13 protein-coding genes are annotated in these 13704 nt (G+C 69.6%); 8 read left to right on the top strand and 5 right to left on the bottom strand.

Annotated features, from left to right (window positions below):
• The first annotated feature begins 101 nt into the window (after positions 1-101).
• The 6 genes from ACT3UF_RS16445 (at position 102) to ACT3UF_RS16420 (ending at position 7726) form a co-directional block, all read left to right on the top strand.
• The gene (locus ACT3UF_RS16445) at positions 102-1262 is read left to right on the top strand and encodes a YihY/virulence factor BrkB family protein (protein ID WP_441443260.1); all 1161 of its coding nucleotides are present in this window, start codon (positions 102-104) and stop codon (positions 1260-1262) included.
• A gap of 1 nt (position 1263) precedes the next feature.
• Entirely contained in the window at positions 1264-2010 is a 747-nt protein-coding gene (locus ACT3UF_RS16440; protein ID WP_444502082.1) for an SOS response-associated peptidase, read from the top strand.
• A gap of 228 nt (positions 2011-2238) precedes the next feature.
• Positions 2239-3501, top strand: a complete 1263-nt coding sequence (locus tag ACT3UF_RS16435; RefSeq protein ID WP_444502081.1) for a sensor histidine kinase — start codon at positions 2239-2241, stop codon at positions 3499-3501.
• Positions 3502-3579: 78 nt separating this feature from the next.
• Positions 3580-4269 (top strand): response regulator, encoded by a 690-nt coding sequence (locus ACT3UF_RS16430; RefSeq protein ID WP_442332734.1) that lies wholly within the window; start codon positions 3580-3582, stop codon positions 4267-4269.
• Between the two features lie 194 nt (positions 4270-4463).
• On the top strand, positions 4464-5213 hold the full coding sequence (locus ACT3UF_RS16425; protein WP_442332733.1) for an ABC transporter ATP-binding protein: 750 nt from the start codon (positions 4464-4466) through the stop codon (positions 5211-5213).
• Positions 5213-7726 carry an ABC transporter permease gene (locus ACT3UF_RS16420; RefSeq protein WP_444502080.1) on the top strand — a complete coding sequence of 838 codons (2514 nt, stop codon included), beginning with the start codon at positions 5213-5215 and terminating at the stop codon, positions 7724-7726. The genes ACT3UF_RS16425 and ACT3UF_RS16420 overlap by 1 nt, the downstream gene beginning before the upstream one ends.
• 247 nt (positions 7727-7973) lie before the next feature.
• On the opposite strand, the gene ACT3UF_RS16415 is transcribed toward ACT3UF_RS16420, so the two are convergent.
• The gene (locus tag ACT3UF_RS16415; protein WP_442332731.1) at positions 7974-8426 is read right to left on the bottom strand and encodes a hypothetical protein; all 453 of its coding nucleotides are present in this window, start codon (positions 8424-8426) and stop codon (positions 7974-7976) included.
• A gap of 386 nt (positions 8427-8812) precedes the next feature.
• Between ACT3UF_RS16415 and ACT3UF_RS16410 the strand changes: the two genes are divergently transcribed.
• Positions 8813-9061, top strand: coding sequence for a WhiB family transcriptional regulator (locus tag ACT3UF_RS16410; protein WP_299304496.1), 249 nt, complete (start codon positions 8813-8815; stop codon positions 9059-9061).
• A gap of 116 nt (positions 9062-9177) precedes the next feature.
• Here the strand turns inward: ACT3UF_RS16410 and ACT3UF_RS16405 are convergent, their stop codons facing one another.
• A complete protein-coding gene (locus ACT3UF_RS16405; protein WP_441443267.1) occupies positions 9178-10671 on the bottom strand; it encodes a sensor histidine kinase in 1494 nt (497 codons plus the stop codon).
• 108 nt (positions 10672-10779) lie between these two features.
• Between ACT3UF_RS16405 and ACT3UF_RS16400 the strand changes: the two genes are divergently transcribed.
• On the top strand, positions 10780-11286 hold the full coding sequence (locus ACT3UF_RS16400; protein WP_442332846.1) for a DUF2505 domain-containing protein: 507 nt from the start codon (positions 10780-10782) through the stop codon (positions 11284-11286).
• A gap of 19 nt (positions 11287-11305) precedes the next feature.
• Here ACT3UF_RS16400 and ACT3UF_RS16395 read toward each other — a convergent pair whose 3' ends face one another.
• The 3 genes from ACT3UF_RS16395 to ACT3UF_RS16385 are packed head-to-tail and all read right to left on the bottom strand — an operon-like array spanning position 11306 to position 13648.
• A complete protein-coding gene (locus ACT3UF_RS16395; protein WP_441443269.1) occupies positions 11306-11791 on the bottom strand; it encodes a DUF6912 family protein in 486 nt (161 codons plus the stop codon).
• Positions 11792-11807: 16 nt separating this feature from the next.
• Positions 11808-13010 (bottom strand): AAA family ATPase, encoded by a 1203-nt coding sequence (locus tag ACT3UF_RS16390; RefSeq protein ID WP_441443270.1) that lies wholly within the window; start codon positions 13008-13010, stop codon positions 11808-11810.
• Positions 13007-13648 carry an SAF domain-containing protein gene (locus ACT3UF_RS16385; protein WP_441443271.1) on the bottom strand — a complete coding sequence of 214 codons (642 nt, stop codon included), beginning with the start codon at positions 13646-13648 and terminating at the stop codon, positions 13007-13009. The genes ACT3UF_RS16390 and ACT3UF_RS16385 overlap by 4 nt, the downstream gene beginning before the upstream one ends.
• Positions 13649-13704: the final 56 nt, after the last annotated feature.

The following is a 13704-nucleotide window of genomic DNA, read 5'->3' as shown; positions in this document are numbered from 1 at the left end:
GCCACCGCTCGTGACTCTCAGCGATTGTGGACAACTCTCCCTGCTCGCGCTCATGGCAGGATGACAGCTGTCCGCGAGTCAACCGATCCCAGGAGCTCCCCATGGCCGACTCCGCAGCCAAGGGCGATGGCGCCCCATCGATGTCCGGCACCACCGTGAAATACATGGCCAAGCGCGTGCTCTCAGAGTTCACCCGCGATGGCGGCACCGACCAGGCCGCGAAGCTCACCTACTTCATGGTGCTCTCGATAGCGCCCACGCTCCTGGCGCTGTTCTCCCTGGCCACACTGCTGCTCTCCGGGATCAAGGACCAGATCGCGCAGCTCATCAAGGATGCGATCTCTTCGGGGGCAGGCGGCAGCGGGATGGAGGTCGGCGGCGCCGTCGACTCCACGCTCGACTCGTTGCTGGGCTCCTCGACCGGCGGCACGGTCGCCCTGATCATCGGTATCGCCACGGCGCTGTGGTCCGCCTCGGCGTACATCAAGGCCTACGGCCGGGTCGCGAACCACATCTATGAGGTGCCCGAGGGTCGCGGTCCGGTCCGCATGAACGGCACCATGCTGCTGCTCACGATCGCGATGATCCTCGGCATCCTGCTGGTGATGATCTCCTTGCTCCTGAACGAGGCGATCGTGCAGAGCCTGCTGGGCCCGATCGCCTCCAGCATCGGGGCGGAGGGCGTGCTGACCTTCCTCTTGGGCTCGTTCCTGCCGATCTGGGCGTGGGCCAAGTGGCCGGTGATCCTGGTGATCGCCTTCGCCCTGATCTCGCTCCTGTACTGGGCAGCGCCCAACATCAAGAAGCCCTTCCGCTTCATCTCCCCCGGCGGGGTCTTCGCGATCCTCGGCATCGCCGTCGCCGCGGTGGCGCTGTCGATCTATATGAGCACCGTCGCCGGCTACTCCAGCTACGGCGCCATCGGCGGCATCATGGCGGTGCTGTTCGCGCTGTGGGTCATCAACATCGTGATCATCATGGGGGCGGAGGTCGACGCCGAGTACGAGCGCGCGCGCGAGCTAGCGGCCGGCAAGCCCGCCGAGGACTCCCTGGCCCTGCCGATGCGCGAGACCGCCGGCGCGGAGAAGGCAGAGGCCAAGCACGAGAAGATCGTCGACGAGGGCCGCGACATCCGTTTGCAGAACCTCCACCACGACTCCGAGGCGTACACCGGTGAGGATGCCCGCCTCACCCCGCGCCACGGCGTGCCCGCCGTCGATCCCGAGACCGACAGCGCCGGTGCCCCCTCGAAGGACTCCTGAGATGTGCGGTCGCTTCGCCTTCTTCCAGGAGATCGAGCCGCTGGTGGCTGACCTCGGCGCCGTGGACCTCACCGATCCGCACCTGCGCAGCCGCTGGAACATCCCTCCCACCGCGCCGATCCATGTGGTCACCGAGTCGGTGGACCAGGAGACCGGCCACGTGCTGCGGGCCCTGCGGGTGGCGCGCTGGGGGCTGCTGCCCCCGTTCGCGAAGGAGGCGTCGTTCTCCTCCCGCACCTTCAACGCCCGTCGCGAGACCCTGGCGGAGAAGCCGAGCTTCCGCGGGAGTCTGGGGCGATACCGCGCGATCGTCCCGATGGACGGCTACTACGAATGGGTGCGCGGGGAGAAGGGCACCCGGAAGCAGCCGTACTTCATCGCCCCGGCGGATGGCTCCGCGCTGTACATGGCAGCCCTGATCTCCTGGTGGAAGGGTCCGGGATCTCACGAAGGCCCCGCCGCGAGCGAGGACGGCCGCTTCCTGCTCAGCGCCACGATCATCACCCGGGAGGCGACCGGGGAGCTCGCCGAGATCCACGACCGCACCCCGGTGATGCTGCGACGTGATCAGCTCGATCCCTGGCTCGACACGGCGATGGACGACCGCCACGCCGCCCAGGAATGGATCCTGGACGACACTCACCTGCTGGTCGACGCCACTCTCGCCGTCCGCGAGGTGGATCCAGGCATCGGCAAGGTCGGCAATGAGGGCCCCGAACTGCTGGATCCGCCGCAGACCCTGCTCTGAGCAGCGTCTCGACTCACACTTCACCACCGCGCAACGCACCGCGCCGCTCCGTTCCGCTCCGCTCCGCTCTGCACTGCACTGCACTGCACTGCACTGGGCTGTTTCTGCACGGTTTCCGCACGGCTCCGACCATGGCCTCACATCACCACCCCTGGTGCGACGACCACCGGCGCAGATCCGACCGCGGTCTGACGCGCCGGGCACCGCAGCGCCCGTACCCTCAAGGCCATGACCAACGGTTCCGAGCATCGGACGGACGCACCCGGCGGGCGCGTCCGCTTCCGCGACCCGTTCCGCTGGATCATCGAGAATCCCGGCACCGTCGACCTGATCGGCTTCGGCGGCGCCTCATTCCTGGCCCTGCTCTTCTCACTGTGGACCGGATCCATCGGCTGGTGGACCCTGTTCACCGTGCCGATGATCGCCGCCGGAGCGCTGTGCCGGGTGCGGCCGCTGCTCGGCGTGCTGCTGATCGGCGGGCTCGCAGTGCTCCATCTGCTGGTGAACGTCCCGGTGGTCATGGGCGACATCATGACCTTCTACGCGATGTTCTGCGCCGTCGCCTACGGCAGGCCCGTCGTGCACGGCGTCGGCGTGGCCGCAGGCATGCTCGGCGTCTTCGCACAGGCCACGTTCTGGGCGATCGACGCCCTGCGCAGCGAGTACGGCGGGCCGATCGAGGCACTGATCAGCTTCTTCGGCCTCGGCCTCGTCGGCACCATCACCATCGTCGCGGTCTGGGCGCTGGCCAACCTGCAGCGGGCTCGGGTGCGACAGCTCGCCCTCACCCGTGACCGGGCCGAGCAGGCCCTCCGCGAGCGAGAGCAGCGCACCGCCCTCGCGGTGGCCGCCGAGCGCGCCCGCATCGCCCGTGAGATGCACGATGTGGTCGCCCACTCCCTCTCGGTGATCATCGCGCAGGCGGACGGCGGCCGTTTCGTCGCCGCACAGAAGCCGGAGAAGGCCGCCGAGGTGCTGGCCACCATCGGGGAGACCGGTCGAGCGGCGCTGGCCGACATGCGCTCCCTGCTCGGCGTGCTGCGCCAAGAAGATGAGACCAGCTTCGGCCCGCAGCCGGGCACGGAGATGCTGGGCGACCTGACGGACCGGGTGATCGCGGCGGGGCTTCCCGTCGCTCTGGAGATCAACGGATCGCTGGACGGCCTTCCCCATGCGCTCGGCGTGTCCGTGTTCCGTCTGGTCCAGGAATCGCTGACCAACGTCCTCAAACACGCAGGCCCCGGCGCCAGCGCCGCCGTGCGGATCACCCGCGCCCCTCAGCAGCTCATCATCGAGGTGCTCGACGACGGCCAGGGCACCGACCCATCCTCCGACGGCCAAGGGCACGGCCTGACCGGGATGCGGGAGAGGATGTCGGTGTTCGGGGGCACCCTGCAGGCCGGTCCGCTCCCCTCTCGCGGCTACCGGGTCCGTGCCACCGTGCCGCTGGCCGGATCCTTGGAGCCGCTGGCCGCCCGCACCGCCTGGTGACCGCGTCGGTCCCCGTCCCTTCACCATGTCCTCCCTCAACCCCGCCCGTCCCCTCTGCGAGTTCCCAGGAGAGCCCCGATGAATGATCCCCTCGACCGACCGCTGCGCATCGCCCTGGTCGATGACCAGCCGCTGGTACGCGCCGGCTTCACGATGGTGATCGACTCGCAGGACGACATGGAGGTCGTCGCCCAGGCCTCCGACGGGGTCGACGCCGTCGAGGCGCTGCGCGGCCGCACCGTCGACGTGGTCCTCATGGATGTGCGCATGCCGCGGATGGACGGCATCGAGGCCACTGCCCAAATCCTCGAGCAGGCTCCGGCGGACCGCTCCCCGAAGATCATCGTGCTGACCACCTTCGATCTCGACGAGTACGTCGTCTCTGCGATCCGGGCCGGTGCCAGCGGCTTCCTGCTCAAGGACGCCCAGCCCGAGGACCTCCTGGGAGCGATCCGCACCGTCCACCGCGGGGACGCCGTGATCGCCCCGTCGGCAACTCGCCGCCTGCTGGAGCGCGTGGTCCGCGCTCCCGATCCGCAGGAGAAGGACACGGCGGTCCTGGAGCCGCTCACCGAGCGGGAGCGAGAGGTGCTCACCCTGATGGGTCGAGGCTTCTCCAACCGCGAGATCGGGGCGGAGCTCTTCGTCGCCGAGGCGACCGTGAAGACCCACGTGGGCCGCGTTCTCGCCAAGCTCGGCGCCCGGGACCGGGTCCAGGCCGTGATCATCGCCTTCGAGACCGGGCTGGTCGCCCCCGGCGCCAGCTGACCCCGCCCCTCCCACCGCCGCCGCTCCAACCGTCGGTATCAGCCCGCTGCGTCGCGGCATCAGACCCCGGTATGACGGCATCAGCGCTCCAGGTCGTTCCAGACCTTCGACAGCGCGACCACAGGCTGACGCGGCAGCATCCCCCGCCACGGGATCATCGATCACGACCGCTTACCTCCTCGTGAAGGACTCCGATGACTTCCCAGCCACTCGCCGTGCCCTCCTCCGGCGGCACCGCCGCTGCGGCCCCTGCACCGCCCGCCATCACCGCCCGCGCCGTCACCCGCACCTACGGCACCGGGGCCGGGATCGTGACCGCTCTGGATGCCGTGGACCTCGAAATAGCCCGCGCGGAGTTCACCGCCATCATGGGCCCCTCCGGGTCTGGGAAGTCCACGCTGCTGCACACCCTGGCGGGACTCGACGACGTCGACCACGGATCCATCAGCATCGATGGCACCGAGATCACCGCGCTCGGCGATGACGCCCTCACCAAGCTCCGCCGGGAACGCATCGGCTTCGTGTTCCAGTCCTTCAACCTGCTTCCGATGCTCACCGCCGAGCAGAACATCCTGCTGCCCCTGGAGCTGGCCGGGAAGCGCGTGGACCGCACCTGGTTGGAAACCATTACCTCCGCCTTCGGGATCACCGACCGGCTCTCCCATCTGCCCTCGCAGCTCTCCGGCGGTCAGGTGCAGCGCGTCGCCATCGCCCGCGCCCTGGTCACCTCCCCCGCCGTGGTCTTCGCCGATGAGCCCACCGGCAACCTCGACTCCCGCACCACCGAGGAGGTCCTGGAGTTCCTGCGGCTCTCGGTGGACCAGTTCGGCCAGACGGTCGTCATGGTCACCCATGAGCGGGACGCCGCCGAGCGCGCGGACCGCATCATCACGCTGGCCGACGGCCGGATCGCCCGTGACGAGGATCTGCGGGGCGAGCGCTGATGGCCCTGCGCACTCCGGTGAAGCTCACTCCGCTGCGAAGGCACCTCGCGGCCGTCGTCACCATCGCCCTGTCCTGTGCTTTCGTCGCCGTGATGGTGCTGGCCGGGAACCTCATGCAGGCCTCGTTGCGCTCACAGGCCTCCCAGCAGTACGAGGGCGCGGACCTCGAGATCGTTCGCCCGCTGACCGATGAGCAGTGGATGACCGAGGCGCCGCTCGAGGCACCGCAGGTCGAGGGAGCCGACGCCGTGTGGCCCCAGCTGCAGGAGTACCTCGAGCTCACCTCCGCGGAGGGTGACAGCAGTTTCCTCTCGCTCTCCCTGCTGCCGCCGGGGCAGCCGGAGGCAGACTCCATGCAGGAGGGCGTCCTGCCCGCCTCGAGCACCGAGATCGTGCTCGACACCGCCGCGGTGGAACAGCTCGGCGTCGACCTCGGGGACACCGTCACGGTGCCGGCCGAGTGGACTCCGAGCAACCAGGAGCTCCCGCTGACGGTCGTCGGCATCGCCTCCGCCCCGCAGGGTGCCGTCTTCGGCGGCACGCCACGGGTGCTGATCTCCGAGGCCACTGCTGTCGACCTGCTCGGGCCGAATGCCGGCACCATCACCGAGACCTGGCTCGCCACCGTGGCCGAGGGCACGGACCCTGCCGCTGTCGCATCCGCGGCGACGACGGACGACCAGAGCGTGCGCACCGTCGAGGAGGCCGAGGACGCGGCCGCCGGGCAGTTCCTGGGCGACTTCGCGGCCCTGGGGATGGTGCTCGCCGTCTTCGTGGTGATCGCCCTGTTCACCAGCGCCGTGGTCATCGCGAACACCTTCGCCGTGACCATCGCCCAGCGCACCAGGAGCCTGGCGCTGCTGCGCACCCTCGGGGCGACGCGCTCGCAGGTGCGCGGCGTCGTGCTGCGGGAGTCGCTGAGCGTCGGCCTGATCGGTGCCGCGGCGGGCATGATCGGCGGGCATCTCCTGGTGCAGCTCGCACTGGCGATATCCGCCGGCGTCGGCTGGCTGGACGGCGTGATGCTGGTGCCCTTCAGCCTCTGGTCCCTCCTGCTGCCGTTGCTCGCCGGCGTGGCGATCACGCTGCTCGCGAGCCTCGCCCCCATGCGGTCGGCCACCAGGGTGGCACCCCTGCAGGCGCTGCGCCCGGTCCCTCCCGCGATACATCACGGCATCGGCCTGCGAGGTGCCCTCGGCCTGGGCGCCGTCATCCTCGGCATCGCCGTCATGGCCGGAGGCACCGCCCTGGCCATGAACGGCAACGCCACGATCGGCATCCTGCTGGCGATGCTCGGCGGCGTGGTCAGCTTCACCGGGATCCTGCTCTCGCTGGTCGTCCTCACCCGGCCCCTCTCGGCCCTCGTCGGCCGCATCATGGGCAGGGTCGGCGGACTCCCGGCGCGGATCGCGAGCGCGAACGTCGCCCGCAATCCGCGGCGCAGCGCAGCCACGATCGCCGCTCTCCTGATCGGCACCACGCTCATGACGATGATGGCCGTCGGAGCCCGCACCGCCGAAGCGACGCTCATCTCGGAGCTCGATTCACGGCGCCCGATCGACATGGTCATCTCCGCCGAGGAGGTGCCCGATGATGCCTTGGAGCAGGTCCTCGCCCTGGATGGCATCGACACCGCCCATGAGGGGAGCCGCGGGGACATCCAGGTGGGCGTCCCCGAGCCGATGACCCTCTATGGCATCTCCCCCGATGCGGTGCGGGAGACCTCGCACCGACCGGGCATGGCCGATGAGCTCGTGGACGGCGTGGTGCTGCTGGGTCAGGAGCGCTCCGAGCGCTTCGGCGTCACCGATGGTCAGATTCTTCAGGTCGAGGGCGCCGACGGCGCTGTGCACGAGCTGCGGGTCCAGATCGATGCCAACCTGCAGCTGTCCTTCGTGAGCCCGGCGACGTTCGAGGAGATCGTGGGGGACGAGGCCACGACGGCGATCTTCGGCGACTTCGCCGATCCCGGCACGCCCGAGCGGGAGGGCGTGGAGGCTCTCGACCTGGTGGGAGCTGTCGACGAGGTGCTGATGGGCGAGGGCTTCTCGGAGGCCTCCGCCGACTTCGGCGGGATGGAACGGGAGGCCTACGGCAAGATCCTCACCATCCTGCTGGGGATCACCGTCGGCCTGCTCGCAGTCGCCGTGCTCGTGGCCCTGGTGGGTGTCGCCAACACGCTGAGCCTCGGCGTCATCGAGCGCACCGGGGAGAACGCCCTGCTGCGAGCGCTGGGCACCACTCGCGGCCAGATGCGCGCGATGCTCGGCTGGGAGGGTGTGCTGCTGGCGCTGGTCGGTGCGGTGCTGGGCATCGTGATCGGCAGCGCCTACGGGATCCTGGGTATCAACGCCCTGCTGGGGTCCGCGTATCCCGTCACGATGACGATCCCGTGGGGGCAGGTCGGCCTGGTGCTGCTGCTGGCCATCATCGCCGGTGCTCTCGCCTCGGTTCTCCCCGGGCGCACCGCCGCCCGGACGGCACCCGCCGCGGCCCTCGCGGACAACGAATGAGCCGCTGAGGGGGCTGCAGAGGTCCCTACGCTGAGGTCCCTGCACAGTCCAGGCCCTGCTCCGGAGTGCTCCGGGGCAGGGCCTGGGCTGTGTCTGGGCTGTGCCCCTCTGTTCTCTCACCGCGGGTCGTCGTTCGCCGCGGGTCGCCGTTCACCGCGCGTCGTCGTTCTCTCCTCGAGGGTCGGCCGCTGCTCGCTTCGGAGGCTCGCCGCCACCGCTCACGGCTGCGCGGCGCAGCGGCCAGTCCTCAGTCGCCGCGGTGCGGCAGGGGTGTGGAGTGGACCAGTCGAGTCAGCAGCACGAACAGCGTGATCGCGAGGATCAGTGCGAGGGTGCCCTGCCAGTACATGGAGGCGTTGAGCATGCTCGCCCCCACCAGGGCCTGGAAGAGCTGCCAGGTGATGCCCCATCCGAGTCCGAAGCGGCCCCTGAGGAGGATCGAGCGCGCGGCCAGTGCGAGCAGCAGCGCGAACAGGAGCAGGAAGACCCCGAGGCCTATCCCGAGGCGGGTGTGCAGGCCGCCGCCGGCGACCACGACGAGGCAGTAGGTGGCGGCCGATGCGAGCAGCAGCGCCTCGATGCCCAGCAGCAGGGCGACGATCGGGCGGCTGCGAGGGCTCGGATCCGGGCCGTCCTCAGATCCGCGAGCGCGGTCGTCTCGAGAGCCTCCGCGCGTGGAGGTATGGGATTCGGTGGGCATGAGGGCACTGTAATCTCCGCGCCTGTGCCGGGACGTCACCTCCCCGGCCTCGTCATTCCTCGAGCCCGCCGACGCCCGCACAGGCAGCTTCTGAAGCACCTTCCGCACCCGGATGCAACGCCTTCGTGCCCGGCATCACGCCTGCTGCGGCCCGGACTCAGACGGTGTGGGAAGTGCCACCAGGCTTGCCCATCCTGGCCCTTGTCGAGTTCCCGACCGCCCCAGAGAATGGAGATCGGCTCGTCGGGCTGATGGACATCGCGGGAGCATCCGCTCCCCGTCCTGCCCCGAAGAGCCAGAGACCCGAGAACGCCCCGTTGAGGGTGACCCTCGCCGCGCCACGCCCCACGGGGCGGGGCGGGGCGTCCTGGAAAGAGAGAGTGACGATGGACTGGCGCCACCGTGCCGAGTGCCTCAAGCATGATCCCGAGCTGTTCTTCCCGATCGGGAACACCGGACCGGCGATCACCCAGATCCAGGAAGCGAAGGCGGTGTGCCAGGGCTGTGACGTCATGACAGCCTGCCTCAAGTTCGCGCTCGAGACCGGCCAGGATTCTGGCGTCTGGGGCGGACTCTCCGAGGATGAGCGCCGTTCCCTGAAGCGCCGGAACGCCCGCGCCCGACGCGCAAGCTGATTTCTCCGTCCTGCGGCGCCCCCCTCTGAGCGTGGCGCCGCAGGACCCAGTTGCGCTTCCTGACCGACGCCCCCGGCTGGCTCCTGCCCGCTCCTCGGCTCGTGAGCGGTCCCCGCTCAGATCGTGAGCGGATCCAGGTAGACCTCGACCATCGCCCTGGTCCCGCCTTCCGGGCGGTCCTCCCAGGTGAGCGTCCCGCCGAGCTGGCCCTGCACCAGGGTCAGGGCGATGTTCGTGCCCAGCCCCGTCGGCTTCGCAGCCCCCATGCCCATACCGTCATCCTCGATGGAGATGACGAGATGGGATCCGGTGCGATCGCTGCGGATGGTGAGCGTCCCCCCGGTCTCGGAGAGCCCATGCTCGACCGCATTGGTCGCAAGCTCGGTGACCACCAGAGCCAACGGCGTCGCCTCCTCCGCCCGGATGGACCCCACCCGGCCGATCTTCTGCGTGCGCACCTCGACCTGGCTGTCGGTCAGCTGCGGGGTCCCCGCGCGATGGACGGATGCGCTCGCTGCATCCACTGCCAGCCGCAGGCAGCGGTCGATGACCTCGTCGAAGTGGACGGCCTCCTGAGATCCCTGGAGCAGGGACTCATGGACCAGGGCGATGGTCGAGACTCGGCGCATCGCTTCGGCCAGCGCCTCCCGCGCCTCATCCGTCTTCATACGTCGTGACTGCATCCGCAGCAGCGCAGCCACCGTCTGCAGATTGTTCTTCACCCGGTGGTGCACCTCGCGGATGGTCGCGTCCTTGGTGATCAGCTCACGCTCGCGGCGACGCAGCTCGGTCACGTCCCGCACCAGGATCACCGCACCGGTGCGGCGGCCCTGCTCGGTCAGCGGCACTGCTCGCAGGGAGAGGGTCCCCCCGCGCGCTTCCATGTCGGAGCGCCAGGCGGCGCGACCCATCAGCACCAGCGGCAGGGATTCATCGACCGGGGAACGGGACTGGAGCATCTCGGTGGACAGTTCGGCGAGCGTGATGCCCTCCATGTCCCCTGCGATGCCGAAACGATGGAAGGCCGAGCGTGCATTCGGTGAGGTCCACTGGACGATCCCGGACTCATCGAGCTCGACCACCCCGTCCCCGACCCGGGGCGCACCGCGCCGGGGCGGGATCGGTGCACCCGCGATCGGGAAGGCACCGTTCTCGAGCATCCGCAGCAGGCGGTGGCCCAGCGCACGCTGGTGGATCTCGTTGTCGGACGGCTGATGGTCCGCCTCGGGGACCTCGGCGGCCAGCGCGGCGAGGGTGCGGCCGTTCTTGCGCACCGGGACCAGGGTCCCCATCGCCCGACGCCCTTCTCGTTCGATCTCGGTGGTGACACGGAGCGGGTCCCCTCCGGCCAGCAGCCGCGCGATCTCGGTGCCCTGTTCACCGCCGTCGCTCGTGGTGCCGACGGGATCCTCGTAGTAGACGGTCGGACCGGTGGCAGGACGGCAGTGCGCGACAGCCAGCGGACCGTCATCCTCCTGGATCCACAGCACGAGGTCGGCACGCAGAAGGTCGGACAGCAGGTTCCAGTCACCGACCAGGTGCTGCAACCAGTCCGCTTCCTTCTCGGAGAGACCACGGTTGTCGGCGAGGAACTTGGACAGGCTCGGCATGGGAACAGGATAGGCGTCCGCGTCACCTGGCCGGTGACCGTCCCACCGGCGAGCGGCTCCTCCGCACTGTTCTAGGCTGGGCCCGAACCGTTCCGAGGAAGGACCAGGATGAAGCTTCGCGAGACTTTGAACCTCCCGCTGTCCGCACGCGCCGCTGCGGAGATGTACGCCGATCCGGAGTACACCGAGATCCGCCGGCGCACGCTCGGCGCCGCACAGGCGGAATCCACCCTGGAGGGGGACCCTACCGGTTCCTTCACCGTGCGCACCGAGCTGTCGATGCCGACCGACCGGGTGCCGGACATGGTGCGGCCCTTCGTCGGCTCCTCGGTCACCATTCGTGAGGAGCAGTCCTGGTCCGCGCCCGAGCAGGACGGCAGCCGCCGAGGCACCATGCACCTAGACGTCGTCGGCACTCCCGCCGGACTCACCGCGACGCTGCGCCTCACCCCCACCGGAGAATCGACCAGCACGGTCGAAATCGACGGCGATCTGGTCGCGAAGGTCCCGCTGCTGGGGCCGCGCCTGGAGAAGGCGGCGATCCCCTACGTCTCTACAGTGCTCCGCGCCGAAGAGCGCTCAGCGTCGACCTATCTCGAGTCGACGACCCGCTGAACGACCCCTCCAAGGACGGTCAGCTCTTCGTTGCGGCGTCTGTAGCTGCGACGTCCGAGGCGGCGGCGTCCAGATAGTCCAGGGCGTCGGTCGCCTCGCTGGTGTCGAACCACAGCAGGGCGGGATCCGTGTCGTCAGCATGCGCAGCCGCCGCATCCTGCTCGGTGACATGAAGGCTCGCGATCCTGGCAGAGGTCGCTTCCCTCAGGACGACTCCGAAGACTCCACTGTCCTCGGCTCCGGGCGACAATGCGCCGTCGGGCACATCTGCGGCGATCACGAGCGCCCTCGCGCTGCTCCGTCCCGTGCTGAAGGCGACATGGACCGCGTCCTGGAGAGCGTCGTACTCGAGGTCCTCCTCGTCCTCGCCGGAGCGGTCTGCACGCGCTTCGACGGTGACCGCCCAGGCGGTGCGGCCCGCCTCGAGATCGAGTCGGGCGCCTGCGCCCTCGAGCGTGCGTCGGTCCTGGTCGGTCAGCGGCAGGTAGATCCTCATGGAGGTCATCTTCTCACCGGCTCCCTCAGCCTCGTGCCGGAACACCCTGGCCGCGCAGAACAGGAGAGGCCGCGATATCCCGCAGCCCCTTGCGCAGCGCCGAACGTGGAGCAATCTCGGCGAGCAGAGCCCCGTCCCAGCCCGCGGTCCGGCAGGCGATCGGATCATCGGGCAGCAGGTTCAGGGAGGCGACCGGGATCCGCGAGGCGATCAGGTCCCGCACCCGGTCACCCGGAACCGGCGCCCCCACCCGGTTGACCACGACATGGAGCTCTCTCACCCCCAGCTCCTCCAGCCTGGTGTGCTCGCGGAGCAATCGGGTGATGCTGATGGGATCGGCGGTGACCACCGCGATCACCGCGTCGGCCGCCTCGATCGCGCTGATCGCCGCGGCGTTGCGCTGCGGTGCGGCGGTGTCGTAGCTGAGCTCCTCGTCCTCCTCCAGCACCGGACCGATATCGGCGAGCACGAGCCCGCCTCGTCTCGCCAGCGCTCCCCAGACGCCTTCCATCGAGGTTCGGCGCAGCTCTGCCCAGCGGCCGGGGACCCCGATCCCGCTGAGCAGGTGCAGGTGGGGCTGGACCAGCGGCAGCAAGGACTCCAGGGTCTCCTCGTCCAGGGTGTCGCGGTCATGGGCACGTGCCGCGGCCACCAGACCGGGCGCCTCATCCAGCACTCCGAGCAGCTGGCTCTGCGAGGGGCCATAGGTGTCTGCGTCGACCAGGACCGTGTCCTCCCCGCTCGCTGCAGCCTCGGCGGCCAGGTTGACCGCGATCAGGGATCGGCCGGGGGACCCCGTCGGCCCCCACACCGCCACCAGCCGACCTGTCGGCACATCCTCGAGGTCCGACGCCTCCTGCACCCAGGAGTCCGCCTGCTCCTGCTCCCCCGAGACTGCCGCGGAGACCGCGGCCAGGATCTCGTCGATCGAGGAATGGGCGGGGAGCACATGACGCAGTCCGAGCCCGGTCTTCTCCGCAGCCTCCTCGGATTGCAGTCCCACCACCGTGGCGTCCCGCATCATCGCAGCGATCGCATCGCGTCCCAAACCGCGGACCGACACGTCGATGAGCACCACGTCACCGATCCCCGCTGCAGTCACCGCGAGGGTCTCGGCGAGATCCGCGCATCGGCGCACCACCCGGGCCGTGCGGTCACGGTCCACCGCCAGGTCGTGCACGATGCGTACCTCATCGCTGCCCGAGGCGCAGAGCACGATGTCGATCATGGCGCGAGTCCATGGGCGCCGGGGACGCCGATCACGTCCAGCCGTTCATCTTTCGAGAGCACCTCGAGCACCGCTCCGACGCTGCCACTGGGCACCAGCACCTCGACGGCCATCGACCGCATGCCCAGCGAGCTGCCCTCATCGATGCGGCGGACCACGGCGTCGGGAACCAGCAGCACTGCCTGTGCGTCCTCGGAGTCAGCACTCGTGGGAGCGGTATGCCAGAGCTCCACGGTCGCACCGGGGACGACGGACTCTGCCACGGTCGCGTCGACCGGGATCACCACGGGTCTCAGCGTCACGTCAGCTGCCTGCCCGATCGCCGACATCGGGAGCAATTCCCCCTCATGCACGGTGCGGGTGGCGACCGCGCCGGCGGGGATCGACTCCACGTTCCCGGCGTAGAGAGCCGTCTGGTCCCCGAGCCTCATCTCCACGACCACCAGGTCCGCGGAGTCGATCGGGTCCCCGGGCACGATCGGAGAGCGGGTGACCAGGACCGGCGTCGTCTCGGAGAGTCGAGAGACCAGCAGGGCTCCCATCAGCACGCTGGCGACGACCAGGACGATCCCTACGATCAGACGCGGATCCTTCCATCGTGGTCGGCGCAGCCTCATCATCGGTGCGGTAGCCCCCACTGCCCTCTCCTGCCCCCTCGCTGGGATCCCGGGGTACCGGGACCTCCCGGGAGGTT

The organism is Brachybacterium sp. AOP24-D1-21 (assembly GCF_052378665.1).
GTDB lineage: Bacteria > Actinomycetota > Actinomycetes > Actinomycetales > Dermabacteraceae > Brachybacterium.
This window is presented reverse-complemented; position numbering and strand designations above follow the sequence as displayed.

Coding starts and splice junctions, on each gene's coding strand:
- ACT3UF_RS16395 (WP_441443269.1), bottom strand. CDS start 11,791: ATGACCTCCATGAGGATCTACCTGCCGCTGACCGACCAGGACCGACGC.
- ACT3UF_RS16435 (WP_444502081.1), top strand. CDS start 2,239: ATGACCAACGGTTCCGAGCATCGGACGGACGCACCCGGCGGGCGCGTC.
- ACT3UF_RS16440 (WP_444502082.1), top strand. CDS start 1,264: ATGTGCGGTCGCTTCGCCTTCTTCCAGGAGATCGAGCCGCTGGTGGCT.
- ACT3UF_RS16445 (WP_441443260.1), top strand. CDS start 102: ATGGCCGACTCCGCAGCCAAGGGCGATGGCGCCCCATCGATGTCCGGC.
- ACT3UF_RS16415 (WP_442332731.1), bottom strand. CDS start 8,426: ATGCCCACCGAATCCCATACCTCCACGCGCGGAGGCTCTCGAGACGAC.
- ACT3UF_RS16400 (WP_442332846.1), top strand. CDS start 10,780: ATGAAGCTTCGCGAGACTTTGAACCTCCCGCTGTCCGCACGCGCCGCT.
- ACT3UF_RS16430 (WP_442332734.1), top strand. CDS start 3,580: ATGAATGATCCCCTCGACCGACCGCTGCGCATCGCCCTGGTCGATGAC.
- ACT3UF_RS16405 (WP_441443267.1), bottom strand. CDS start 10,671: ATGCCGAGCCTGTCCAAGTTCCTCGCCGACAACCGTGGTCTCTCCGAG.
- ACT3UF_RS16390 (WP_441443270.1), bottom strand. CDS start 13,010: ATGATCGACATCGTGCTCTGCGCCTCGGGCAGCGATGAGGTACGCATC.
- ACT3UF_RS16425 (WP_442332733.1), top strand. CDS start 4,464: ATGACTTCCCAGCCACTCGCCGTGCCCTCCTCCGGCGGCACCGCCGCT.
- ACT3UF_RS16410 (WP_299304496.1), top strand. CDS start 8,813: ATGGACTGGCGCCACCGTGCCGAGTGCCTCAAGCATGATCCCGAGCTG.
- ACT3UF_RS16420 (WP_444502080.1), top strand. CDS start 5,213: ATGGCCCTGCGCACTCCGGTGAAGCTCACTCCGCTGCGAAGGCACCTC.